The sequence below is a fragment of the Streptomyces sp. NPDC033229 genome (assembly GCF_055576875.1).
In genome coordinates this window covers 21,390-44,667 of record NZ_JBVIQR010000001.1, presented here as the reverse complement: position 1 = coordinate 44,667, position 23,278 = coordinate 21,390, and the positions used below count along the sequence as shown (strand labels likewise).

General features: G+C 72.2%; 20 protein-coding genes. 12 read left to right on the top strand and 8 right to left on the bottom strand.

Annotation, left to right across the window (positions count from 1 at the left end; genetic code table 11):
- Positions 1-113 precede the first annotated feature (113 nt).
- Positions 114-1,601, bottom strand: coding sequence for a tRNA (N6-isopentenyl adenosine(37)-C2)-methylthiotransferase MiaB (gene miaB, locus ACZ53N_RS00185; RefSeq protein WP_469138736.1), 1,488 nt, complete (start codon positions 1,599-1,601; stop codon positions 114-116).
- A 156-nt stretch (positions 1,602-1,757) separates the two neighbouring features.
- Between miaB and ACZ53N_RS00180 the strand changes: the two genes are divergently transcribed.
- The gene (locus tag ACZ53N_RS00180) at positions 1,758-2,756 is read left to right on the top strand and encodes a TAXI family TRAP transporter solute-binding subunit (protein ID WP_469138735.1); all 999 of its coding nucleotides are present in this window, start codon (positions 1,758-1,760) and stop codon (positions 2,754-2,756) included.
- 33 nt (positions 2,757-2,789) lie between these two features.
- Here ACZ53N_RS00180 and ACZ53N_RS00175 read toward each other — a convergent pair whose 3' ends face one another.
- Together ACZ53N_RS00175 and ACZ53N_RS00170 are read right to left on the bottom strand one after the other, a co-directional pair.
- On the bottom strand, positions 2,790-4,256 hold the full coding sequence (locus ACZ53N_RS00175) for a sensor histidine kinase (protein ID WP_469138734.1): 1,467 nt from the start codon (positions 4,254-4,256) through the stop codon (positions 2,790-2,792).
- Positions 4,257-4,271: 15 nt separating this feature from the next.
- On the bottom strand, positions 4,272-4,979 hold the full coding sequence (locus ACZ53N_RS00170; protein ID WP_469138733.1) for a response regulator transcription factor: 708 nt from the start codon (positions 4,977-4,979) through the stop codon (positions 4,272-4,274).
- 281 nt (positions 4,980-5,260) lie between these two features.
- On the opposite strand from ACZ53N_RS00170, the gene ACZ53N_RS00165 reads away from it, so the two are divergent.
- From ACZ53N_RS00165 to ACZ53N_RS00130, 8 genes are all read left to right on the top strand, one after another.
- A complete protein-coding gene (locus ACZ53N_RS00165) occupies positions 5,261-6,037 on the top strand; it encodes an amino acid ABC transporter ATP-binding protein (protein WP_469138732.1) in 777 nt (258 codons plus the stop codon).
- 113 nt (positions 6,038-6,150) lie between these two features.
- Positions 6,151-7,071, top strand: a complete 921-nt coding sequence (locus ACZ53N_RS00160; RefSeq protein WP_469138731.1) for a glutamate ABC transporter substrate-binding protein — start codon at positions 6,151-6,153, stop codon at positions 7,069-7,071.
- Between the two features lie 108 nt (positions 7,072-7,179).
- On the top strand, positions 7,180-7,830 hold the full coding sequence (locus ACZ53N_RS00155) for an amino acid ABC transporter permease (RefSeq protein WP_130881842.1): 651 nt from the start codon (positions 7,180-7,182) through the stop codon (positions 7,828-7,830).
- On the top strand, positions 7,827-8,711 hold the full coding sequence (locus ACZ53N_RS00150; protein WP_469138730.1) for an amino acid ABC transporter permease: 885 nt from the start codon (positions 7,827-7,829) through the stop codon (positions 8,709-8,711). Before ACZ53N_RS00155 ends, ACZ53N_RS00150 begins: the two co-directional genes overlap by 4 nt.
- A gap of 289 nt (positions 8,712-9,000) precedes the next feature.
- A complete protein-coding gene (locus ACZ53N_RS00145) occupies positions 9,001-10,899 on the top strand; it encodes an FAD-dependent oxidoreductase (RefSeq protein ID WP_469138729.1) in 1,899 nt (632 codons plus the stop codon).
- A 32-nt stretch (positions 10,900-10,931) separates the two neighbouring features.
- On the top strand, positions 10,932-11,018 hold the full coding sequence (locus ACZ53N_RS00140; RefSeq protein ID WP_469139018.1) for a putative leader peptide: 87 nt from the start codon (positions 10,932-10,934) through the stop codon (positions 11,016-11,018).
- An 89-nt stretch (positions 11,019-11,107) separates the two neighbouring features.
- Positions 11,108-11,710, top strand: coding sequence for a cupin domain-containing protein (locus tag ACZ53N_RS00135; protein WP_469138728.1), 603 nt, complete (start codon positions 11,108-11,110; stop codon positions 11,708-11,710).
- Entirely contained in the window at positions 11,707-12,081 is a 375-nt protein-coding gene (locus ACZ53N_RS00130; RefSeq protein WP_365369180.1) for a rhodanese-like domain-containing protein, read from the top strand. Before ACZ53N_RS00135 ends, ACZ53N_RS00130 begins: the two co-directional genes overlap by 4 nt.
- A 213-nt stretch (positions 12,082-12,294) precedes the next feature.
- Here ACZ53N_RS00130 and recX read toward each other — a convergent pair whose 3' ends face one another.
- From recX to ACZ53N_RS00115, 3 genes are all read right to left on the bottom strand, one after another.
- A complete protein-coding gene (recX, locus tag ACZ53N_RS00125) occupies positions 12,295-12,849 on the bottom strand; it encodes a recombination regulator RecX (protein ID WP_469139017.1) in 555 nt (184 codons plus the stop codon).
- A 78-nt stretch (positions 12,850-12,927) separates the two neighbouring features.
- Positions 12,928-14,043 carry a recombinase RecA gene (recA, locus tag ACZ53N_RS00120; RefSeq protein ID WP_469138727.1) on the bottom strand — a complete coding sequence of 372 codons (1,116 nt, stop codon included), beginning with the start codon at positions 14,041-14,043 and terminating at the stop codon, positions 12,928-12,930.
- A 323-nt stretch (positions 14,044-14,366) separates the two neighbouring features.
- Positions 14,367-15,008: a TetR/AcrR family transcriptional regulator gene (locus ACZ53N_RS00115; RefSeq protein ID WP_469138726.1), complete on the bottom strand. Its 642-nt coding sequence runs from the start codon at positions 15,006-15,008 to the stop codon at positions 14,367-14,369.
- Between the two features lie 95 nt (positions 15,009-15,103).
- Here ACZ53N_RS00115 and ACZ53N_RS00110 point away from each other — a divergent pair, with 95 nt between their 5' ends.
- Entirely contained in the window at positions 15,104-15,823 is a 720-nt protein-coding gene (locus ACZ53N_RS00110) for a hypothetical protein (RefSeq protein ID WP_469138725.1), read from the top strand.
- Positions 15,824-15,832: 9 nt separating this feature from the next.
- Here ACZ53N_RS00110 and ACZ53N_RS00105 read toward each other — a convergent pair whose 3' ends face one another.
- Positions 15,833-17,053, bottom strand: coding sequence for an AI-2E family transporter (locus tag ACZ53N_RS00105; RefSeq protein WP_469138724.1), 1,221 nt, complete (start codon positions 17,051-17,053; stop codon positions 15,833-15,835).
- 85 nt (positions 17,054-17,138) lie between these two features.
- The gene (locus ACZ53N_RS00100) at positions 17,139-17,333 is read right to left on the bottom strand and encodes a DUF3046 domain-containing protein (protein WP_469138723.1); all 195 of its coding nucleotides are present in this window, start codon (positions 17,331-17,333) and stop codon (positions 17,139-17,141) included.
- Between the two features lie 80 nt (positions 17,334-17,413).
- Between ACZ53N_RS00100 and ACZ53N_RS00095 the strand changes: the two genes are divergently transcribed.
- Positions 17,414-18,334: a hypothetical protein gene (locus tag ACZ53N_RS00095; protein ID WP_469138722.1), complete on the top strand. Its 921-nt coding sequence runs from the start codon at positions 17,414-17,416 to the stop codon at positions 18,332-18,334.
- 149 nt (positions 18,335-18,483) lie between these two features.
- Entirely contained in the window at positions 18,484-23,271 is a 4,788-nt protein-coding gene (locus ACZ53N_RS00090) for an ATP-dependent helicase (RefSeq protein WP_469138721.1), read from the top strand.
- Positions 23,272-23,278 lie beyond the last annotated feature (7 nt).

The following is a 23,278-nucleotide window of genomic DNA, read 5'->3' as shown; positions in this document are numbered from 1 at the left end:
GATCCGCAGCCTAGTGGGGCGACGGGCGCGGGTCGCGGCGGGCACTCGACGCACCCGGGACGTCCTTTGCCCCGGACGGCTCGGGAGCGGCCGGAGCCGCCCCCGAGCCGCCGTCAGACGAGGCTGCAGCCGCCCGTCGGGGCGGGCAGCGGGGCCGGGGCACCGATGCCCGGCAGGCCCAGCATGACGCCCGCCTTCTCGGCCGGAGCGGCGGTGCGCTTCTCCCACGCGTCGCCCGCGCGCGTGCGGCGCACGCCCGTGGTGGGGCCCTCGGCCAGCAGGTGGTGCGGAGCGGCGTAGGTGATCTCGACGGTCACCACATCGCCCGGGCGCACCGGCTGCTCGGGCTTGGTGAAGTGCACGAGGCGGTTGTCGGGCGCGCGGCCGGAGAGGCGGTGCGTGGCGCCGTCCTTGCGGCCCTCGCCCTCGGCGACCATGACCTCCAGGGTGCGGCCGACCTGCTTCTTGTTCTCGCTCCAGGAGATCTCCTCCTGGAGGGCGACAAGGCGTTCGTAGCGCGCCTGGACGACCTCCTTGGGGATCTGTCCCTCCATGTCGGCCGCCGGCGTGCCGGGGCGCTTGGAGTACTGGAACGTGAAGGCGTTCGCGAAGCGGGCCTCGCGCACGACGTGCATGGTCTGCTCGAAGTCCTCCTCGGTCTCGCCGGGGAAGCCCACGATGATGTCGGTGGAGATCGCGGCGTCCGGCATCGCGGCCCGGACCTTCTCGATGATCCCGAGGAAGCGCTCCTGCCGGTACGACCGGCGCATCGCCTTGAGCACGGTGTCCGAACCGGACTGCAGCGGCATGTGCAGCTGCGGCATCACGTTCGGCGTCTCGGCCATGGCGGCGATGACGTCGTCGGTGAAGTCACGCGGGTGCGGGGAGGTGAAGCGGACGCGCTCCAGGCCCTCGATCGCGCCGCAGGCGCGCAGCAGCTTGGAGAACGCCTCGCGGTCACCGAGGTCCGAGCCGTACGCGTTGACGTTCTGGCCGAGCAGGGTGATCTCGGAGACGCCCTCGGAGACCAGCGCCTCGACCTCGGCGAGGATGTCGCCGGGCCGGCGGTCCTCCTCCTTGCCGCGCAGCGCCGGGACGATGCAGAAGGTGCAGGTGTTGTTGCAGCCGACGGAGATGGAGACCCAGGCGGCGTACGCGGACTCGCGGCGGGTCGGCAGCGTGGAGGGGAACGCCTCCAGCGACTCGGCGATCTCGACCTGCGCCTCTTCCTGGATGCGGGCGCGCTCCAGCAGGACGGGCAGCTTGCCGATGTTGTGCGTGCCGAAGACGACGTCGACCCACGGGGCCCGCTTGACGATGGTGTCGCGGTCCTTCTGGGCCAGGCAGCCGCCGACGGCGATCTGCATGCCGGGCCGCTTCGTCTTCATGGGGGCCAGCCGGCCGAGATTGCCGTACAGCTTGTTGTCGGCGTTCTCCCGCACCGCGCAGGTGTTGAAGACGACGACGTCGGCATCACCCTCCGCGGTGCCCTCGGGCGCGCGGACATAGCCCGCGTCCTCCAGCAGGCCGGACAGCCGCTCGGAGTCATGGACGTTCATCTGGCACCCGTAGGTGCGCACCTCGTATGTCTTCGCACTCATCTCAATCGACCAGGGTACGGGGTCGCGCGAACAACCTGCCCCCTCCCCCGCGCGGTCCGGGCCGGGGACGGGCGGGCGGCGGGGGCCGCGATGGTCCCCGATGGTCACGGTTTGGGGCCTGGTCCGTATCCACTCGGGCTGGCAGTATCCGCACCCATGGCTCCCCGACTCCCGCACGTCGATCGGTGCCGTGCCCTGCGAGCGGGCGCGGTGGCCGCCGTCGTGCTCGCACTCCTGGCCTGGTGGCTGTGGCCGTTCGACGGCGAGACCTCGCCGAGCGGGCGGATGTCGTTCGCGACCGGGGTGCCGACCGGGGTGTACGCGAAGTACGGCGCGCTCCTGCAGGAGGATCTGGCCCGCGACCTGCCCGAGCTGGAGGTACGGCTCAGGGAGAGCCAGGGGTCCTTGGACAATCTGCGGCAGCTCACGTCCGGCAAGGCCGACTTCACGCTGGCCACCGCGGACTCGGTCGCGACCTACCGCGCCGCGGGGCGGAAGGGCGCGCGGTCACTGCGCGCCTGCGCCCGGCTGTACGACGACTACATGCAGCTGGTGGTGGAGAAGAAGTCGACGGTGGGATCCGCACGGGACCTCAAGGGCAAGCGGGTCGGCGTGGGCACGGACGAGTCGGGGGTGCAGCTGATCACCCGGCGGCTGCTGCGGGCCGCGGGGGTCGACTTCGACAAGGACATCACCCCGGTGCGCGTGGGCATCGACCAGATGCCGGGCCTGCTGGAGAAGGGTGACATCGACGCCTTCTTCTGGTCCGGCGGACTGCCCACCAACGCCGTGCAGACCCTCGGCCGACGGATGGAGATCCGTCTGGTGCAGCTCGGTGACCTGATAGCGCCGCTGCACGCCCTCGGCGGGAACACGCGCTACTACAGGGCGGCCGTCATGCCCGCGGACGCCTACCCGGAGCTGCGCGCCACGCAGGCCGTCAAGACGATCGCTGTCGCGAATCTCCTGGTCACCATGGACCACGCCGACCCCGATCTCACGGAGCGGATCACCCGCTCGGTGATACACAGCCGCGACCGGATCGGCGTCAAGGTCCACGCGGCGCAGAAGGTGGACCTGCGGACGGCGGTCTTCACCGATCCACTGCCGCTGCACGCGGGCGCGCGGCGCTATTACCTGTCGGTCAAACCGTGAGGCGCCCTGGGGGCGCGCCCTGAGCGAGGCCCCTCAGGCCCCGGCGGCACGGCCGCCGGACTGGCCGGCCCTCGCGCTCTTCGGCGTCGCCTTGGTGCCGCCGCCCCCGTCGCGCGGCACCGCGATCGTCGCCCGCAGTCCGTTGGGCTCGTTCGGCGCGTACGAGAGGGTGGCGCCGCCCGCCGCGAGGAGGGCGCGGCTGATGGACAGGCCGAGGCCGGAGCCGGAGACGTTCTGGTGGCGGTTGCTGCGCCAGAAGCGGTCCCCGATCCGGCCGAGCTCGTCCTCGGCGAGTCCCGGACCGCCGTCGGCGACCGTGATGCCGATGCTGTCGCCGTCGACCGCGACGGTGACGTCCACGCGTGCGTGCGCGGGCGTGAACTTCAGGGCGTTGTCCACCACCGCGTCGAGGGCGCTGGAGAGCGCGATCGGGTCGGCCCAGCCAGTCACGGCGGCCGGGCCGCTGTAGGTCAGGGTGACCTGCTCCCGGTCGGCGACCGGGGACCAGGAGCCCACCCGGTCGGTGACGATCTCGGCTATGTCGGTCAGCTGGAGGTCGCTCTCGGCGTGTTCGGCGAGGGCCAGATCCAGAAGGTCGTCGAGGACCCGGGCGAGCCGCTTGCCCTCGGTGCGCACCGAGGCGATCTCCTCGTGGCCGTCGGGGAGGTCCATGGCGAGCAGCTCGAGGCGCAGCAGCAGGGCGGCGAGCGGATTGCGCAGTTGGTGCGAGGCGTCGGCGACGAAGGCGCGCTGCTGTTCCAGGACTTCTTCGACGTTGTCGGCCATCTCGTTGAACGAGCGGGCCAGGCGGCGCAGTTCGGGCGGTCCGCTGGACACCGCGACGCGGGAGTTCATCGCTCCGGTGGCGATGCCGTGCGCCGCCACGTCGAGGGTCCGCACGGGCCGCAGCACCCAGCCGGTGAGCCGGAAGGCGGCCCCCACGGCCAGTAACATCGCCGCGGTCTCGCCCGCCGCGAGCAGCAGCCAGGAGTGCAGGATGCGCGAGCGCAGCTGCCCCGTGGGCGATTCGGTGACGACGACCGCGACGACGTCACCGTCGCGGATGACGGGCGAGGCCACGGCGAGCCGACCGCCACGCCAGGGCAGGACCTGACCGGGGTCGTGGCTGCGCCGCCCGGCGAGAGCCTCCTGGAATGCCTGTCGGCCCTCCCCCTCGGGTGGTACGGACCAGCCCGCGGGGGCGACGGCCATGGCCCGCCCGTCGCGGTAGAAGACGCCTACGCGTATGTCGTAGAGATCCTCGTAGCGGGCGAGTTCGGACCGCAGGGTCGTCAGCCGCTCGTCCGCCTCGTCCGCGGGCCCGAACTGCCGGGTGGTGACGAATTGGGCGAGAGCGGCGAACCGGGCGGTGTCATCGATCCGGTCGACCACCACCCGCTGCTGCTGGACCGCGGCCATGCCCGCCCCGAGCGGGAAGCCCAGGGCCAGCAGGACGCCCGCCATGAGGACGATGAGCAGCGGGAGGAGTCGGGTGCGCACAAGCTCATACTGCCGTCAGACGGCCGGGACGACGATTTTGTAACCGACGCCGCGGACCGTTTCGATGAGCGCGGGCATGCGCAACTTGGCCCGCAGTGAGGCCACGTGCACCTCAAGAGTGCGCCCGGTCCCCTCCCAACTGGTCCGCCACACCTCGCTGATGATCTGCTCGCGGCGGAAGACGACGCCCGGGCGCTGCGCGAGCAGCGCGAGCAGGTCGAATTCCTTGCGGGTGAGCGGGATGGTGGAGCCGCTCACGGAGACATGGCGGTTGGGTAGTTCGATGGTCAGGGCCCCCAGCCGCAGCGCGCACGGTGATTCCGCCTCGTGCGGATCACCGGCGGCGTTGTCGGCTGGCGGGGTGCGCCGGGCGACGGCATGGATGCGGGCGAGCAGCTCGCCGGTGTCATAGGGCTTGACCACGTAGTCGTCGGCGCCGAGGTTCAGGCCGTGGATCTTCGAGCGGGTGTCGGCGCGGGCGGTCACCATGATCACGGGAGTGCTGGTGCGCTTGCGGATCTTGCCGCACACCTCGAAGCCGTCCTGGTCGGGCAGGCCGAGGTCGAGCAGCACGACGCCGAAGGGCGCGCGCTCGGCCGGCAGCAGGGCCTGCAGGGCCTCTTCCCCGCTACGGGCGTGCGTGACCGCGAAGCCGTGTCTGGCCAGTACCGCGGACAGGGCCGCGGCGACGTGGTCGTCGTCCTCTACGAGCAGGAGTCTCATCGGCCCCCCTCCGGGCGGCAGTGGCGTGACACCGCTGTGGTGTGACACCGCATCCACGCCGATGGACGCCCCGCGCGTCAAGGGGGTTCCGGCCGGGAGGGGGTTTCCGTTATGGACCCGGTACGCCCGCGCGTCCGGAGTGTGGCCCGGAGGACCCGTTCACACGGAGTGTCCGTTCGAGTCCGTATCGTTATGCTCAATTTCCGCTCAGATGTAATGACGCTGGTCGTCACGGCTCATTAGGGTCCACCCCAATCGAGGAGGACGGAGCGAGAACGCCGATGAGCGAAGTATCGGTGACCAAGGACGCGGCCCCTGTCGCGGACGCACTGGTCGTCCTGAACAACGTCAACAAGCACTTCGGCGCGCTGCATGTGCTCCAGGACATCGACCTGACCATCGCGCGCGGCGAGGTAGTCGTCGTCATCGGGCCCTCGGGGTCCGGTAAGTCGACCCTGTGCCGGACGATCAACCGGCTGGAGACCACCGACTCCGGCACGATCAGCATCGACGGCAAGCCACTGCCCCAGGAGGGCAAGGAGCTGGCGCGGCTGCGCGCGGATGTGGGCATGGTCTTCCAGTCCTTCAACCTCTTCGCGCACAAGACCGTGCTGGAGAACGTGACGCTGGGCCAGATCAAGGTCCGCAAGACGGACCGCAAGGCGGCCGAGACGAAGGCCCGTTCGCTGCTCGACCGGGTCGGCGTGGGCGCCCAGGCGGACAAGTACCCGGCGCAGCTCTCCGGCGGCCAGCAGCAGCGCGTGGCGATAGCCCGGGCGCTGGCCATGGACCCCAAGGTCATGCTCTTCGACGAGCCGACCTCGGCCCTGGACCCGGAGATGATCAATGAGGTGCTGGAGGTCATGCGGCAGCTCGCGGCGGACGGCATGACGATGGTCGTCGTCACGCACGAGATGGGCTTCGCGCGCTCCGCGGCGAACCGTGTCGTCTTCATGGCGGACGGGAAGATCGTCGAAGAGGCGCGCCCGGACCAGTTCTTCGCCAACCCGCGCAGCGACCGGGCCAAGGACTTCCTCTCGAAGATCCTCCACCACTGATCGATTCCGGCCGCGCTCAGCGGACCGCCTTTTACCCCTACCCCCTTTTCCCCCGCCGGGCCGCCGGCGGTTTCGACCACAGCGGACACCCGCAGACGCAAAGGATGTTCACCATGAAGCTCCGCAAAACCGCCGCAGCGGCCGCCGTGGTGCTGGCGCTCACCGCGTCCGCGACCGCCTGCGGCAAGTCGGGCAGCCCCGACGACACGGGTGACAAGGCCAGCGGCGGCGCGTCGGCCCCGACCCTGCCGACGTACAAGGTGAACTCCGCCGCCGATGTGAAGGGCTCGCCCGTCTTCGAGAAGATCAAGGGCAAGAAGATCACCATCGGCACCAAGGCCGACCAGCCCGGCCTCGGTTTCGAGAACCCCGGCACCAAGAAGCGCTCCGGCTTCGATGTGGAGATCGCCCGCATGATCGCGGCCGACCTCGGCTTCGACGAGGCGCACATCGAGTTCAAGACGGTCCCCTCCGAGGCCCGTGAGACGCAGATCGCCAGTGGCGGCGTGGATCTGTACGTCGGCACGTACACGATCAACGACGAGCGCAAGAAGCAGGTCGGCTTCGGCGGCCCGTACTACATCGCCGGCCAGGACCTGCTGGTGAAGGCCGACAGCGACATCAAGGGCCCGGACGACCTCAAGGGCAAGAAGGTCTGCTCGGCGACCGGCTCCACGCCGCTCAAGCGGATCAAGGAGGCCAAGTACGGGGTGGGCGAGGCCAAGGCGCAGCAGGGCTACCAGCTCTGTGTGCAGGACCTGGTCAACGGTTCGGTCGACGCCGTCACCACGGACGACTCGATCCTCAAGGGCTACGCCGCGGAGAACAAGGGCGCCCTGAAGGTCGTCGAGAAGCCGTTCTCCAAGGAGCCGTACGGCGTCGGCCTGAAGAAGGACGACAAGGCGCTGCGCGACGCGGTCAACAACGCCCTCGAGGCGCACATGAAGAACGGAGACTGGAAGAAGGCGTACGACGCCACGCTCGGTCTCTCCGGGGCCGCCGCCCAGACCCCGCCCGCGGTCGACCGCTACTGACCAGCGGTGCCTGATCGGTGCCGCGCCGGTGAGGTCCGGCCCCCGGGGTGACCCGGGGGCCGGACGGCCCGGCGCGGCTGCCCGCCACGCGATTTCCGGAGAAGTGACTTGAACGTTCTGTCGGACAACTTCGCGATGTTCCGCGAAGGTTTCCTCGGCACCGTCGAGCTGACGGCGCTGAGCGCGGCGCTCGCCCTGGTGCTGGGCACCCTGATCGCGGCGTTCCGCGTTTCTCCGGTGCCCGCGCTGCGAATATTCGGCACGGCCTGGGTGACGCTGTTGCGCAACACCCCGCTGGTGCTGCTCTTCCTCGCCGTCACCCTGGGGCTGCCCGCGCTCGGCCTCAAGGGCTGGGACTCCTTCTGGCTCGCCGTCATGGCGCTGGGCTGCTACACCTCGGCGTTCATCTGCGAGGCCATCCGGTCGGGCATCAACACGGTGCCGGTGGGCCAGGCCGAGGCCGCCCGCTCGATCGGTATGACCTTCAACCAGACCTTGGGCCAGATCGTCCTGCCGCAGGCGGCCCGGACGGCGATTCCGCCCATCGGGAGCCTGATGATCGCCCTCGCCAAGAACACGGCGATCGCCTCGGGCTTCAACGTCACGGAGCTCGGCTCCGTGCAGAAGACGCTCAACGCCGCCTCGGGTTATGACATTTACGTGATCTTCCTGTGGATCGCGGTCTGCTACATCATCATCACTTTCACGATCAGCGGTCTCTTCCGACTGCTGGAGAACCGGCTGGCGGTGGCCCGATGACCTCGAGCGTCCTGTACGACGTACCGGGCCCCAGGGCCAAGGTCCGCAACCGGGTCTACGGCGTCGTGTCCACTGTCGCCGTCCTCGGCCTGATCGCCTTCATCGGCTACAAGCTCGACTCGACCGGCCAGTTCCAGGCCGGCCTGTGGGACGACTACGAGTACGCCGACACCCAGCAGCGGATCCTCGACGGTCTGCTGACGACGCTGAAGACGTTCGCGATCGCCGCGGTGCTGTCCGTGGTGCTCGGCACCGTGCTCGCGGCGGGCCGGCTCTCCGACCACAAGCCCGTGCGCTGGGCGGCCACCACGGTCGTGGAGTTCTTCCGCGCCATGCCGCTGCTCATCATGATCTTCCTGCTCTACGCGGCGGTCTTCACCTCCGAGCCGATGTGGGCCCTGATCATCGGCCTGACCCTGTACAACGGCTCGGTGCAGGCGGAGATCTTCCGGTCCGGCATCAACGCCGTGCCCCGGGGGCAGAGCGAGGCGGCGTACGCGATCGGGCTGCGCAAGACCCAGGTGATGACGGGCGTCCTCGTCCCGCAGGCCGTCCGCTCGATGCTGCCGTCGATCATCAGCCAGCTCGTGGTGACCCTCAAGGACACCTCGCTCGGCTTCATCATCCTGTACGAGGAGCTGCTGTTCGTCGGCAAGGCGTTCGCCCAGCAGACCCCGCCCGTGAACGGCGTCTACGCCTTCATCCCGATGGTGATCGTCTTCGGTTCGATCTACATCCTGCTCTGCCTGGCCCTGTCCTCCGTCGCCACGTGGGTCGAACGGCGCACACAGCGCTCACGCAAGGGCTCCCCTCCCGCGATGCCCGCCGACGACCCGAGCATCACCAACGGGATGGGCGGCGGCGGGGGCCAAACGGCCTAGGCCGGTGCCGGGCGGCTCCGGCGCGTGTCGCCCCAAGCCCCACCGCATCACACGACGGTGACGCCCCGTCGGCCCGATCGGGCCGACGGGGCGCACGCGTTCCGGCGCGCCGCGGCGAACGTCATGGTCACTTGACGCAAGCACCCGCAATGGGTTGCATACGTTCTGTGATCGCGCACCGTGTTCCCCCCGGCTGTCCCCCGCTGACCCGTACGCCCCGTACGGGCGGTACGCACCGCGCGACCCGCCACGGGATCGCCGGTCCCCACGGGTGTGAAGGAGCCGTGCCGTGGACCCGGTGATCGTCGTCGGGGCCGGCCCGGTCGGCCTCACCCTGGCCCTCGCCCTGACCCGGCACGAGGTGCCCGTCGTCGTCCTCGAGGAGGGACCGGCGGGCCGTGGCGAGGGAACGGACCCGGCCGTCGGCGCGATCGGTGGCGCGGAACTCGACGACGGACGCCTGGCCCGTACGGCCGTGCTGCGACCGGACACCGCCCGGATGCTGGAGCGGCTGGGTTGCGCCACCGGCGACGGCGCCCGGTGGACCGGCTGGCGCACGGTACGGCGCCGCGCCGTGGCCGCCCAGCTGACGTTCAGGGAGCGCGAGGGCTTCGAGCACGTCAAACCGCCCGGCCGCTTCGGCGACTTCGAGGAGGAGCCGGGCGAGCCGTCCCCGCTGCACCTGCCGCAGTACGCGCTGACCCGCGGACTGCGGGCCGCCCTCGCCCGCGAGCCGGGGGCACGGATCGTCGGCGGCAGCCGACTGGAGTCCCTGGAGCAGGACGCCACCGGGGTCACCGCGCACACCCGGGGCGCCAACGGCGCGACCTGGCGCGGCAGTTATCTGGTGGGCTGCGACGGCGCCCGTTCGGTCGTCCGCAAACTGCTGGGCGTGCGCTTCCCCGGCCGCACGGCCGTGGAGCGGTACGCGGTCGCCGCGCTCCGCGCCGAGCTGCCCTGGCCGGGCGAGGCCGTGCTGCACCGCGCGCCGCCGCACGGCGGTGGCGAGGTGACAGCCCGTCCGCTGCCGGACGGGGTCTGGCGGCTCGACTGGCTGCTGCCGCCGGGCCGCGACCTCGTCACCCCGGACCTGCTCATCGCGCGGGTGCGCGATTCCCTGTACACGTGGTGCGGGCAAGTGCCGCCGTACGAGCTGCTGGACACCGGCGTGCACGCCGTGCACCACCGGCTCGCCCGCCGCTGGCGCACCGGCCGGGCGTTCCTGGCCGGGGACGCCGCGCATCTGCTCGGTGCTCTCGGCACCCAAGGGCTCGACGAGGGGCTGCGGGACGCCGACAACCTCGCCTGGAAGCTGGGCCTGGCCTGGCACCAGGGCGCCTCGGAGGCCCTGCTCGACAGCTACCAGGCGGAGCGGCGCGGTGCGATCGGCGCCCGGCTGCGCGCCGCGGACCGGGCACTGCCGCCGGTGCGCGGCGTGGGCGGCTGGCGCGCGGTGCGGCGGACGGTGGTGCCGGGCGCGGCCCGGGGGCACGACGGACTGCTCAGCGACGGGCACTTGGGGCGCGGACCGCTGGGCGCGCCCTACGTATACACCCGTACGCCCCTGGCCCCGGCCGCGCCTCCCGCGAACGCCGTCCCGGTGGGGACCGCCGTGGGGGCACCGGTCGTGGACATCCCGGTGACCGCGCCGGACGGTTCGGACGCCCGGCTGCGGGACCGGCTGGGCGGCGGTCTGCTGGTGGTGCTCGTCGCGCCCGGTACGAGCGTGTGGGAGCGGCGGCACTGGCTGGGCGCCGGGCTCATGCCACGGCTCGCGGCGGCCGTCTGCGCCTTGCCGATGCCCGCGGAACTGCTGGTCACCGAGGGGTATCCGGGGGCCGCCGCGCACACGGTGCTGATGGTGCGGCCGGACGGGTACCTGGCCGCGGCGCTGGCCGGAGTGCGGCCGGCGGAGCTGTACGCGTGCGCGGACGCGGTGCGGGGTGGTGCGGTGGGGACGCCCGACGTGCGCGAGGCGGAAGCGGCCGGTGGTGGCACGCAGATCGCCGGGATGACCGGGACCGCCGGGGGCATGGTGGCCGAGGGGCACGCGGAACGCGCGGACCGGGCCGGAGGCTGGGGTCGGGCGGGTCGGGCCGGGCAGGCCGACCGGGCGGGGCAAGGCGGTCGAGCGGGGCTCGCGGGGGCGCCTGACGGAGCGGCCAGTGAAGCTACGGCCAATCGTTGACCCGTCCGGACCATCGTGGTTGACTCCGGAGCGTGACTGAGAGCGGCGCGCACTTCTGGCGGAGGGTCCATCTGGACCTGGTCCGCTATGCGGGTTGCGTCTGTCGTCCGTCCTGCTGATCCGCGCTGTCTCTTTCGCGCGACCGTCTTCCCGCCCCTGCCTGCGGGACGTCGCGCGCTCCTTCGCGATCCCTCAGGATGGTCCCCCTGTGTCTCTTTCCGTCGACGCGTCCGCGCTTCCCGTTGCCGGCTCCTCCGCTGCTTCTTCCCCGGGCTTCGCCCCCTCCGCTCCTTCCCCCGCTCCTTCCTCGGACGTCCCCGCGCCGTCGGCAGCCGATCTCCTGGGATTCGCCCGCCGTACCGCTTCCGACGCCGCGCTCGTCGCCTCACTCCCCCTCGACCCCGAGGGCCGTACCTGGATCCGGCTGGAGGGGCCGGGCGGCAGTGAGGCCTGGCTGATCGGGTGGCCGCCCGGCACCGGCACGGGCTGGCACGACCACGGGGGCTCGCACGGAGCCTTCGCGGCGGCGGCGGGACGGCTGACCGAACAGTCGCTGTCCGCCCAACTGCCCACCGAGGGCTGGAAGGTGCTGGAGCTGGCGGACGGTATCGACCGTCAGCGACAGCTCGCCGACGGCCAGGGCCGGGCTTTCGGACCGCACCATGTGCACCAGGTCTTCAACGCCTCGGCCAAGGAGCACGCGGTGTCCGTGCACGCCTACTACCCACCGCTGCCGATGATGCGGCGCTACAGCCGGGTGGGACAGGTGCTCCGGCTCGAGCAGGTCGAGTGGGCGCAGGAGTGGGCATGAGGATCGAGGAGCTGCTGGCCGCCGCCCGCGCGGACCTCGACCGCCTCGACCCGGCCCAGGCCGCCGAAGTGCAGGCCGCGGGCGGCCTGCTGGTCGACATCCGCTACGCGGCGCTGCGGGAGCGGGACGGGACCATCCCCGGGGCGCTCGTCGTGGAGCGCAATGAACTGGAATGGCGGCTCGACCCGGTCTGCGAACACCGGGCGGCGGAGGCGAGCGGCCACGACCTACGGGTGGTCGTGATCTGCGACGAGGGCTACGCCTCCAGCCTGGCCGCCGTCTCCCTGCGCCGACTGGGCCTGCGCCATGCCACGGACCTGGTGGGTGGTTTCCAGGCCTGGCGGGCGGCAGGACTCCCGGTGGCGCCCTGACCACGGACGGGCCCATGGCGGGAGTCCCCCTGGGACCTGTGCGGCGGTGTCCTCAAAGGTCGGACGGGCTGGTGGCTGAGCCCGGCCGAACCAGCCCGTCCGGCGTTTGAGGACGCGCCCGCAGGGCGCTCGCCGCCGCAGGCGGCAACGACGGCCCGCAGCCGGGGCCGGAGCCGGGCCCGGGCGGTCAGCCCACGGGCAGCGGCCTGGCGGTCAGCCCTCGGGCAGATAGTGGTCCAGCAGCTCGGGGTCGTCGCCCTCCTCCTCCAGGGCCCGGCGCACCACGCGCAGGGCGAGGCCCTCGGCGTATCCCTTACGGGCCAGCATCCCGGCAAGGCGTCGGAGCCGCTTCTCCCGGTCCAGGCCGCGGGTGGCCCGCAGCTTACGCTCGACCAGCTCCCGGGCTGTGCGCTCCTCCTGCTCGGAGTCGAGCTGCCCGACGGCCTCGTCGATCACCGCGGAGTCCACGCCCTTGGTGCGCAGCTCTCGCACCAGGGCACGGCGGGCCAGTCCTCGGCCGTGGTGCCGGGACTCCACCCAGGCGTCGGCGAACGCCGCGTCATCGATCAGCCCCACGTCCTCGAACCGGGACAGCACCTCTTCCGCCACCTCGGCGGAGATCCCGCGCTTGGCCAGCGCGTCCGCCAGCTGCTTGCGGGTCCGCGGCGATCCGGTGAGCAGGCGCAGACAGATCGCCCGCGCCTGCTCCTCCGGCCGCTGCGACGCCCCGTCCCCGGCCCTCGACGAGGAAAGGGGGCCGCCGTCCATGTGATCGTCCGCGCCCAGGTCCGGCCGGTCTCCCCCGGCCTCGGGCCGGGGGCGATACCCCCATCGCTGTGTCACGGTCTAGCTCTTGGCCGCCGTGGCCTTGGCCGACTTGCCCGTGGACTTCGCCGCGGGGGCCGGCACCGACTTGGCGGGCTCGCCGGCGGCGTCCGGACCGGGCTCGGCGGCCGGAGCCTGGGGGCGCACGCCCACGCCCAGCTTCTCCTTGATCTTCTTCTCGATCTCGTTGGCGAGGTCGGGGTTGTCCTTCAGGAAGTTACGGGCGTTCTCCTTGCCCTGGCCGAGCTGGTCGCCCTCGTAGGTGTACCAGGCACCGGCCTTGCGGACGAAGCCGTGCTCCACGCCCATGTCGATCAGACCGCCCTCGCGGCTGATGCCCTGGCCGTAGAGGATGTCGAACTCGGCCTGCTTGAAGGGCGGCGCGACCTTGTTCTTGACGACCTTCACACGGGTGCGGTTGCCGACGGCGTCGGTGCCGTCCTTGAGGGTCTCGATCCGGCGGATGTCCAGTCGCACCGAGGCGTAGAACTTCAGCGCCCGGCCACCGGTCGTCGTCTCCGGGGAGCCGAACATGACGCCGATCTTCTCGCGGAGCTGGTTGATGAAGATCGCGGTGGTCTTGGACTGGTTGAGCGCACTGGTGATCTTGCGGAGCGCCTGGCTCATCAGCCGGGCCTGGAGGCCGACGTGCGAGTCGCCCATCTCGCCCTCGATCTCCGCGCGCGGCACCAGGGCGGCGACGGAGTCGATGACGATCAGGTCGAGGGCACCGGAGCGGACCAGCATGTCCACGATTTCCAGCGCCTGCTCGCCGGTGTCCGGCTGGGAGAGGATGAGGTTGTCCGTGTCGACGCCGAGCGCCTTCGCGTACTCCGGGTCGAGCGCGTGCTCCGCGTCGACGAAGGCGACCGTGCCGCCCGCCTTCTGCGCGTTGGCCACGGCGTGCAGGGTGAGGGTGGTCTTACCGGAGGACTCCGGTCCGTACACCTCCACAACACGGCCGCGCGGCAGGCCGCCGACGCCGAGGGCGACGTCGAGAGCGGTCGACCCGGTGGGGATGACCTCGATGGGGTCGTTGGGCCGGTCGCCGAGGCGCATCACCGCGCCCTTGCCGAATTGGCGTTCAATCTGTGCGAGTGCGGCGTCCAGCGCCTTCTCGCGGTCGGTTCCTGCCATGGGTTCCACCCGGTTTGCTTGAGTCGATCGCTTCACGTCCACGACGCTAACGCCTGCCACTGACAATCGGCCCGGGCGTCGTCCTGGCCTGTGGATAACTCGCCTCTTCCAGCGTCCGTCATCAGGCCCGGAACCCCATAAGAATGGATGTTCGATTTTGGTGTCAAGCGCGCCCTCCGCCCGCGTGTCACCGCTGCGACCGAGCGCTTCACCGGCGGATGAGCACCTGAGCCGGCGGGCCCGAGTGCCTGAGCCGACGGGCCCGAGTGCCGGAGTCGGTGGGCGGGGCGGTGGCCGGGCCCGGCCACGAGATCGTCTGCTCCTCAGGCGCCGCCGCCATCGCTCTTCATGAGGGTCTCGAACGCTGCGCACAGGAGCCTGATGCTTCGCTGGAACTTCTCGTCCTGGCCCAGTCGGGGCATCTGCTCCATGACGAGGGGGAAGCGGGCCCGCAGGGTGGCATAGGTCTCCGCGGTGACGGTCGGCGTCGGAGGCTCGGCCTGCTCCTGGAGGGCGAAGCCCGTGACGTGGCTGAGGAGGGTGTCAGCCGCGATGCCACAGTGCTCAATGGGGACGCCGGCGTCGAGAAGGGTCTTGAGGAGGCGTTCCATCAGGGACAGGCCACCGGCACTCAGGGTGCCGGGGCTGTCGGCCAGCAGGAGCGCGCCACCCGGGTGCTGCTGGATGCTCCGGTACAGCTCTGCGGCCTGGACCTCGATCTCTTCCCGCCATGTCGCCTGGGGTGGGAGCGCGGCCAGGGCGGCGCCGGCGGCGTCGTAGGCATGCCTGCAGACGCGGTCGGCCATCAGCGCAAGCAGCTCGTCCTTGCTCCGCACGTGGTAGTAGAGGCTGCCCGCGTGGGCGCCGAGCCGCTCGGCCACGCGGCGCATGGACAGGCCGTGATATCCGGCTTCGGCGAAGGTGGCCATGCCGGCGTCGACGATTCGCTCCTTGGTGAGCTTCATGAGGCCAGCGTAACAAGTTTTCAAACGCCGTTCGAAAGTGTGTGTTAGCCTCTCTTCGACTGGTTCGAACAGTGTTTGAAAGTTTCGGGGGAGACATGGGCGGGCTGCTGTTCAACGTGACCACTGCCGCGTTGATGGTGATGATGATCAATAGTGGTCTCGCGGTGGTGGGCCGCGGCTCGCTGCGGGGGCGGCCCCGCCCGTGGGTCGCGGTCGGCCTGACCGTGGTGGCCGTGTCCGGTGTCGTCCTCCAGCTGTGCTGGGCGGGGGCGATGGCCACCCTCGACGGCGACCCCTCCAAGACCGGCTGGTGGCGGGTGTTCACCTCGGTCTTCATGCAGAACGGCGGCGTCTCCGGCGCGCTCTGGAACATCGCCACCCTCGCCTGCGTGGCGGCGCTCGCGCAGCGGCTCTGGGGTGGCCGGCTGACGGTGTTCCTCTTCGTCGCCGGCATCCTCCTGCCGGAGCGGATCGACGCCGTGCTCGGCCTGGGCGGCGGCCCCGGCACCGACCCCCGCAACTTCGCGGGCAGTTCCGGCGCCACCTACTTCCTGGGCGCGACCCTGGCCGCGGCCCTCCTCACGCGCACCCGGATCAAAAAGGAGCAGGCCCTCGCGGCCGGCGTCCCGGCGCTCGGGCTGCTGATGTGGTGCACGCAGGACAACGGCCACGGCCTCGTCGCCGTGTACGGCTTCGCGCTCGGCCTCCTCACCTGGGCGGTGCTGCGCTGGACGCCGCGCTCGACGACGCCGCGTGCCGAGGCACAGACCCGGTCCCGCGGCACCCGCCACGTCGAGCGTTCATCCGCCGAGTGAAGCGCGCGGTCACGACCGCGCGCGCCACGCCCTGAACAGCCGGCCGAGGGCCGAATCTCCCGGGCCGCGGCGCGGCCGCCGGCCGTGCACGCGCGGGTCGTCCGTCACGTCGTACCGCTTCACGTACGCGCCGAGGAAGGCCTGGAGCGTCGCGGTCGCCGGGATGGCGATCAGCGCGCCCACCGCGCCGAGCAGCGCGGTGCCCGCGACCACCGAGCCGAAGGCGACGGCCGGGTGCAGGTCGACGGTCTTGGCGGTGATGCGCGGCTGGAGCAGGTAGTTCTCGAACTGCTGGTAGATCACGACGAAGCCGAGCACCCACACCGCGTACCAGGGGTTCACCGTGAAGGCGAGCAGCATCGGGAGCGCGCCCGCGAGGTAGGTGCCGATGGTCGGGATGAACTGGGAGATGATCCCGACCCAGACCGCGAGCGCCGGGGCGTAGGGCACTCCGAGGACCTGCAGCAGGACGTAGTGCGCGACGCCGGAGATCAGCGCCATCAGAGCGCGCGAGTAGAGATAGCCGCCGGTCTTGTCGACGGCGATCTCCCAGGCGCGCAGCACCTCGATCTGCCGGCTGGGCGGCAGCACGGAGCACAGGGCCCGGCGCAGCCGGGGCCCGTCGGCCGCGAAGTAGAACGAGAAGAGCAGCACGGTCAGCAGCTTGAACAGGCCGCCCAGGACCGTGGCGGAGACGTCCAGGACACCGGCGGCGCTGTTCTGGACGTACTTCCGCAGCCAGTCCGAGTGCCGCAGGTTGTTCTGGACCTCGACCCGGGAGAGGTCGGTGCGGAACGTCCGGTTGATCCATCTGATCACGGAGTCCAGATAGGCGGGGAAGTTCTCCACCATCGTCACGATCTGGTCGGCGAGCACCGACCCCATGAGCGTGAAGAAGCCCACGAAGGCGCCGACGACCCCGAGGTAGACGAGGCCCGTCGCCAGTCCCCGGCGCATGCCCCGCGCGGACATCCGCGCCACGGCCGGTTCGACGGCGAGCGCGAGGAAGAACGCGATCAGGATGTTGAGCAGCAGGCCGATGAGCTGGTGGAACGCCCAGCTGGCCAGCTGGAAGCAGGCGAAGAGGGCGAGCGCCGCCACCATCGCGCGGGGCAGCCAGCGCGGCATGCCGGCGCCGGAACTCCGCTCGGCACCGGTGTCGGGGGGCGGCGGTGGGGCATGGTCCGGGGAGGTGTCGTCTGAGGCTGCCACGGGGCAAGTGTCACCCATACGGCCAGCCGGAAAACCGCCGCGCCGCGCGGCCCGGGAGCGTCCACCCGGGTATCCCGGGTGGGTGCCGGCCGCCGCGGGGGCGTCAGCGCTTGTCTTCGGGGATGTCCAGGGCCCCGCACACCGCGCGCCACACGTCCTTGGCGTTCCAGCCCGCGTCGAGCGCCTGGTGCACAGTCCTCCCGCCGAGCTCGGACATCACATGATCGCGTGCGAAGGAATCGGCGTACGCCACGCCGAAATAATCGCCCATCCGCTGCCAGAAGACCGTCAACCGCATGCGCCCAGTATCCCGCCCCTGAGAGTGCTGCCGGGCACGAGCCGCTGACCGGTGCCGCTTTCCGCCCTTACGGTCTGGGCATGGCCCGATCCGGAGCATCCCCCGTAGTCCGTGCCGAACAGTTCCTCTGGCTGACCGCCCGCGTCCTCGAACAGCGCAGATTCGCGTTCCACTTTCTGGACGGCGACCCCGACGCCGTGGAGGCGGCCCTCAATGCCTATCTGGGTGACGACGGCGGTTACGGCCACGCCCTGGAGCCCGATCTGCGCGGGCCGGTGAGCCAGCCCCTGCACACCGCGCACGCGCTGCGCGTGCTCGACGAGATCGGCCGGTGCGGCGACCGGCGGGTGGAACGGGTGTGTCGCTATCTGACAGCGATCTCCACCGCGGACGGCGCGCTGCCGGCCCTGCACCCGTCGCTGCGCGGCTATCCGGCCGCTCCTTGGATCCCGATCGTGGACGACCCGCCCAGCGATCTGCTCGCCACCGGGCCCGTGGTGGGCCTGCTGCACCGGAACGCGGTCTGGCACGCGTGGCTGTTCCGGGCCACCGACTTCTGCTGGGCCGCGGTCGACGCCCTCGGCCAGGGCGCGAAAACTCACCCGTACGAGGTCGAGGCGGCCGTCGCTTTTCTGGACGGCGCCCCCGACCGCGCCCGCGCGGAGGCGGCGGCGGAGCGGATCGGCCGGGTCGTACGGGAGCAGCGGCTGGCCGTCCTGGACCCCGAGCTCGTGACGGAATACCCCGTGCCCGACGGCTACGCGCCCGACGAGCACCACTTCCCGCACGACTACGCGCGGAACCCGGACTCGGTGGCCGCCGCCTGGTTCACCGACGCGGAACTGCAGCGGTCCCTGGACTTCCTGGCCGCCTCGCAGGAGGACGACGGCGGCTGGCCGATCCGCTGGCGCCAATGGGCGCCGGGGACGCGTCTGGAATGCCGCCCGATGGTGACCATCACCGCGCTGCTCACTCTGCGGGCGTACGGGCGCGCCGTGTAGCCGACCCGCTCGGGCCCGGCCGCACGATCCGCCCCACAACCAGCCGCACAACCGCACCAGCACCCCGGAACCCCGGCTTCCTCTTCGTTGGAGGCCCGGCTGACCTGCGGATCCGGGGCATTGTCAGTGGGGCGGTACAGGATGGGGGCATGGCGGACGACATGGCGGCAGCTCCGGCCGGGGATCCGGCTTCGGCCCTCTCGGCGTTCTCCCCCGCGACCCGGGCCTGGTTCACGGGGGCGTTCACCGCGCCCACGGCCGCGCAGGCGGGGGCCTGGCGGGCGATCGACGAGGGGTCGGACGTGCTGGTCGTCGCGCCGACCGGATCCGGCAAGACGCTGGCTGCCTTCCTCGCCTCGCTGGACCGGCTGGCGAGCTCCCCGCCGCCCGCCGAGCCCCGGAAGCGCTGCCGGGTGTTGTACGTGTCCCCGCTCAAGGCGCTCGCGGTGGACGTCGAACGTAATCTGCGCAGCCCGCTCACCGGTATCCGCCAGGAATCCGTACGGCTGGGGCTGCCCGAGCCGGAGATCCGGGTCGGGATCCGCTCCGGGGACACTCCGCCCGCCGAGCGCCGGGCGCTCGTGACCCGCCCGCCGGACATCCTGATCACCACCCCCGAGTCGCTGTTCCTGATGCTCACCTCCGCCGCCCGGGACGCGCTCGCGGGCGTCGAGACGGTCATCCTCGACGAGGTGCACGCCGTCGCCGGGACCAAACGGGGCGCGCATCTCGCCTTGTCCCTGGAGCGTCTGGACACCCTGCTCGCCCGGCCCGCCCGCAGGATCGGCCTGTCCGCGACGGTGCGGCCGGTGGACGAGGTGGCGCGCTATCTGTCGCCCCAGCGCAGGGTGGAGATCGTCCAGCCGCCGTCCGGCAAGGAGTTCGACCTCTCGGTGGTCGTCCCGGTCGAGGACCTCGGCGAGCTGGGGGCCTCCCCCGTCCAGGAGGGGGACGCCAAGGAGAAGCCGTCGATCTGGCCCCATGTGGAGGAGCGGATCGCCGACCTGGTCCAGGCCCACCGCTCCACGATCGTGTTCGCCAATTCCCGGCGACTCGCCGAGCGCCTGTGCAACCGGCTCAACGAGATCGCGTACGAGCGCGCCACGGGCGAGCCCCTGCCGGGCCACCACTCCCCCGCCGAGCTGATGGCCCAGTCCGGCGCGGCCAAGGGGGCGTCGCCGGTGCTCGCCCGCGCCCACCACGGCTCGGTCTCCAAGGAGCAGCGGGCCCTGGTCGAGGAGGACCTCAAGGCGGGCCGGCTGCCGGCCGTCGTGGCGACCTCCAGCCTGGAGCTGGGCATCGACATGGGCGCGGTGGATCTCGTCGTCCAGGTCGAGTCACCGCCCTCGGTGGCCTCCGGTCTCCAGCGCGTCGGGCGCGCCGGGCACCAGGTCGGCGCCGTCTCGACCGGTGTGGTCTTCCCCAAGTACCGGGGCGACCTGGTGCAGGCGGCCGTGGTCACGGAGCGGATGCGCGAGGGAGCCATCGAGTCGCTGCGCGTGCCCGCCAACCCGCTGGACGTGCTCGCCCAGCAGATCGTCGCCATGGTGGCCCTGGACACCTGGGACGTGGACGAGCTGCTGGCGGTGGTGCGGCGGGCGGCGCCCTTCGCCTCACTGCCCGAGTCCGCGTACACAGCGGTGCTCGACATGCTCGCCGGCCGCTATCCGTCGGACGCCTTCGCGGAGCTGCGGCCGCGGCTTGTCTGGGACCGCGTGGCCGGTACGGTCACGGGGCGCCCGGGGGCGCAGCGGCTCGCCGTCACCTCGGGCGGCACCATCCCCGACCGGGGCCTCTTCGGCGTCTTCCTGGCGGGCTCGGACCCCAAGAAGGGCGGCGGCCGGGTCGGCGAGCTGGACGAGGAGATGGTCTACGAGTCGCGGGCCGGCGATGTGTTCACGCTCGGGACCACCTCCTGGCGGATCGAGGACATCACCCGCGACCGGGTCCTGGTCACGCCCGCGCCGGGCATCCCCGGCCGGCTGCCGTTCTGGAAGGGCGACCAGCTGGGCCGCCCGCTCGAACTCGGCCGGGCGCTGGGCGCGTTCCTGCGCGAGGTCGGCGGGCTGACGCCCGAGGCGGCCCGCGAGCGGCTGGACGCGGCCGGGCTCGACACCTGGGCGGCGGACAACGTCCTGTCCTACCTCGACGAGCAGCGCCGCGCCTGCGGCCATGTGCCGGACGACCGGACGATCGTCGTCGAGCGGTTCCGTGACGAGCTGGGCGACTGGCGCGTCGTCGTCCACTCCCCCTTCGGTGCCCAGGTCCACGCCCCCTGGGCCCTGGCCCTCGGCGCCCGGCTCACCGAGCGGTACGGCATGGACGCCCAGGTGATGCACGCGGACGACGGCATCGTGCTGCGGCTGCCCGACGCGGACCTCATGGGCCTGGACCTGCTGGACGCCGACCCGGCGCGGCCCGGCACGGAATTCGACAGCGGGCAGTCCCCGGTCGGGGCCGCCGACGTCACGTTCGACAAGGGCGAGATCGACCAGATCGTCACCGGCCAGGTCGGCGGATCGGCCCTCTTCGCCGCCCGGTTCCGCGAGTGCGCGGCCCGCGCCCTCCTGCTGCCGCGCCGCAGCCCCGGCAAGCGCACCCCGTTGTGGCAGCAGCGTCAGCGCGCCTCCCAGCTGCTCCAGGTCGCGGGGGAGTTCGGCTCGTTCCCGATCATCCTGGAGGCCGTCCGCGAATGCCTCCAGGACGTCTTCGACGTCCCCGGCCTCACCGAGCTGATGGGGGACATCGAAGCGCGCCGGGTCCGGCTGGTGGAGGTGACGACCCCGGAGCCGTCCCCCTTCGCCCGCTCGCTGCTCTTCGGCTACGTCGCCCAGTTCCTGTACGAGGGCGACTCCCCGCTCGCGGAGCGCCGCGCCGCCGCGCTCTCCCTCGATTCGCGGCTGCTGGCCGAATTGCTGGGCCAGGCGGAGCTGCGCGAGCTGCTCGACGCGGAGGTGCTGGCCGAGCTGGAGAGCGAGCTGCAGTGGCTGACCGAGGACCGCCGGGTCAAGGACGTCGAAGGCGTCGCCGATCTGCTGCGGATCCTCGGCCCCCTGACCGACGACGCACTGGCCGAGCGCGGCGCCGAGCCCGGCTGGGCCAAGGAGTTGTCGGACGCCCGTCGCGCCCTGCGCGTCCGCATCGCCGGCCAGGACCACTGGGCGGCGATCGAGGACGCCGGCAGACTCCGCGACGCACTGGGGACGGCGCTGCCCGTCGGTGTCCCCGAGGCCTTCACCGAGCCGGTCAAGGACCCCCTCGGCGATCTCCTCGCCCGCTTCGCCCGCACGCACGGCCCCTTCACCTCGGCGCAGGCCGCCGCGCGCTTCGGCCTCGGCCCGGCGGTGACCGACGGGGCGCTGCAGCGCCTCGCCGCGAGCGGTCGCGTCGTCCAGGGTGAGTTCCACCCCGCCGGCATCGACCAGGAGTGGTGCGACGCGACGGTCCTGCGCAGACTGCGCCGCCGCTCCCTCGCGGCCCTGCGGCACGAGCTGGAGCCGGTACCGCCCGCCGCGCTCGCCGCCTTCCTCCCCCAGTGGCAGCACATCGGCAGCCACAGCCTGCGCGGCACCGACGGTCTGGTGCGTGCCATCGAGCAATTGCAGGGCGCGCCGGTGCCCGCCTCCGCCCTGGAGAAGCTGGTGCTGCCCGCCCGGGTGACGGACTACTCCCCGGCGATGCTCGACGAACTCACCGCGGCGGGCGAGGTCGTATGGGCCGGCGCCGGAGCCCTCCCCGGGAAGGACGGCTGGGTCTGTCTGCTGCCCACCGACGCGGCACCGCTGCTGCTGCCCGCCCCGCACCCGCTGGAGATCACGCCCGTGCACCAGGCGGTGCTCGACGCGCTGTCCGGGGGCTACGGCCTGTTCTTCCGCCAGATCGCCGACCAGGTCCGCGCAGCGGGCCACGCCCCGGCCGAGCCCGGCGGCTCGGACGCCCACATCGCCGATGCCGTCTGGGACCTCGCCTGGTCCGGGCGGCTCACGAACGACACACTCGCGCCGCTGCGCTCCCTGCTCGGCTCCGGGCGTACGGCCGGGTCCACCGCGCACCGCGCCAAGCGGGCGGTGCCGCGCGGGCGGTACGGCTCGTTCACCGGCCGCGCGGGCCTGACCGGGGGCGCGGGCCGCCCCACGGCCTCGCGCGGCGGGCCCCCGACGGTCGCGGGCCGCTGGGCCCTGCTCCCCGAGCGCGAGCCGGACCCCACCCACCGGGCGCACGTCCTGGCCCGCACCCTCCTCGACCGGCACGGCGTGGTGACGCGGGGCGCGGTGGCCGCCGAGGGAGTGGAGGGCGGCTTCTCCGCCGTCTACCGCGTCCTGTCCGTCTTCGAGGAGAGCGGGCAGACCCGTCGCGGGTATGTGGTCGAAGGTCTGGGCGCCGCGCAGTTCGCGATGGAGGGCGCCGTCGACCGGCTGCGCGCCGTGGGCACCGCCCGCGAGCGGGCGGGCGGCGCCGAGCACCCGGGGAGCCCGGGGGGCTCCGACGCCCCTTGGGCGCCACCGGCCTCCCCCGGCCCGGCGCCGCGCGGCGCCCGTCGGCGCGCGGTCGTGCTCGCGGCCGCCGACCCCGCCAACGCCTATGGCGCCGCGCTCCCCTGGCCCGAGCCACCCCCCGGTGCGTCCCACAAGCCCGGCCGCAAGGCCGGTTCCCTGGTCGTCCTCCTCGACGGCGCGCTCGCCCTGTACATGGAGCGCGGCGGCAAGTCCCTCCTCGCATGGCCGCGGGAGGAGGCCACCGAGGCGGCGAGCAGCGACGACCCCGGCCTGCGCGAAGCGGCGGCGGCCCTGGCCGAGGCGGCCCGCGCGGGCGCGCTGGGCACGGTCACGGTCGAGCGGGTCAACGGCTCCCCCGCGCTCACCTCCCCGCTCGGGGCCCTCCTGGAGTCCGCGGGCTTCCACGCCACACCCCGGGGGCTGCGCCTGCGCGCCCCCTGACCCCGGT

What these genes read in the sequence shown, in the direction of transcription:
- miaB (WP_469138736.1), bottom strand. Translation starts at nt 1,601, where the DNA reads ATGAGTGCGAAGACATACGAGGTGCGCACCTACGGGTGCCAGATGAAC.
- ACZ53N_RS00180 (WP_469138735.1), top strand. Translation starts at nt 1,758, where the DNA reads ATGGCTCCCCGACTCCCGCACGTCGATCGGTGCCGTGCCCTGCGAGCG.
- ACZ53N_RS00170 (WP_469138733.1), bottom strand. Translation starts at nt 4,979, where the DNA reads ATGAGACTCCTGCTCGTAGAGGACGACGACCACGTCGCCGCGGCCCTG.
- ACZ53N_RS00165 (WP_469138732.1), top strand. Translation starts at nt 5,261, where the DNA reads ATGAGCGAAGTATCGGTGACCAAGGACGCGGCCCCTGTCGCGGACGCA.
- ACZ53N_RS00160 (WP_469138731.1), top strand. Translation starts at nt 6,151, where the DNA reads ATGAAGCTCCGCAAAACCGCCGCAGCGGCCGCCGTGGTGCTGGCGCTC.
- ACZ53N_RS00150 (WP_469138730.1), top strand. Translation starts at nt 7,827, where the DNA reads ATGACCTCGAGCGTCCTGTACGACGTACCGGGCCCCAGGGCCAAGGTC.
- ACZ53N_RS00130 (WP_365369180.1), top strand. Translation starts at nt 11,707, where the DNA reads ATGAGGATCGAGGAGCTGCTGGCCGCCGCCCGCGCGGACCTCGACCGC.
- recX (WP_469139017.1), bottom strand. Translation starts at nt 12,849, where the DNA reads ATGGACGGCGGCCCCCTTTCCTCGTCGAGGGCCGGGGACGGGGCGTCG.
- recA (WP_469138727.1), bottom strand. Translation starts at nt 14,043, where the DNA reads ATGGCAGGAACCGACCGCGAGAAGGCGCTGGACGCCGCACTCGCACAG.
- ACZ53N_RS00115 (WP_469138726.1), bottom strand. Translation starts at nt 15,008, where the DNA reads ATGAAGCTCACCAAGGAGCGAATCGTCGACGCCGGCATGGCCACCTTC.
- ACZ53N_RS00110 (WP_469138725.1), top strand. Translation starts at nt 15,104, where the DNA reads ATGGGCGGGCTGCTGTTCAACGTGACCACTGCCGCGTTGATGGTGATG.
- ACZ53N_RS00105 (WP_469138724.1), bottom strand. Translation starts at nt 17,053, where the DNA reads ATGGGTGACACTTGCCCCGTGGCAGCCTCAGACGACACCTCCCCGGAC.
- ACZ53N_RS00100 (WP_469138723.1), bottom strand. Translation starts at nt 17,333, where the DNA reads ATGCGGTTGACGGTCTTCTGGCAGCGGATGGGCGATTATTTCGGCGTG.
- ACZ53N_RS00095 (WP_469138722.1), top strand. Translation starts at nt 17,414, where the DNA reads ATGGCCCGATCCGGAGCATCCCCCGTAGTCCGTGCCGAACAGTTCCTC.
- ACZ53N_RS00090 (WP_469138721.1), top strand. Translation starts at nt 18,484, where the DNA reads ATGGCGGACGACATGGCGGCAGCTCCGGCCGGGGATCCGGCTTCGGCC.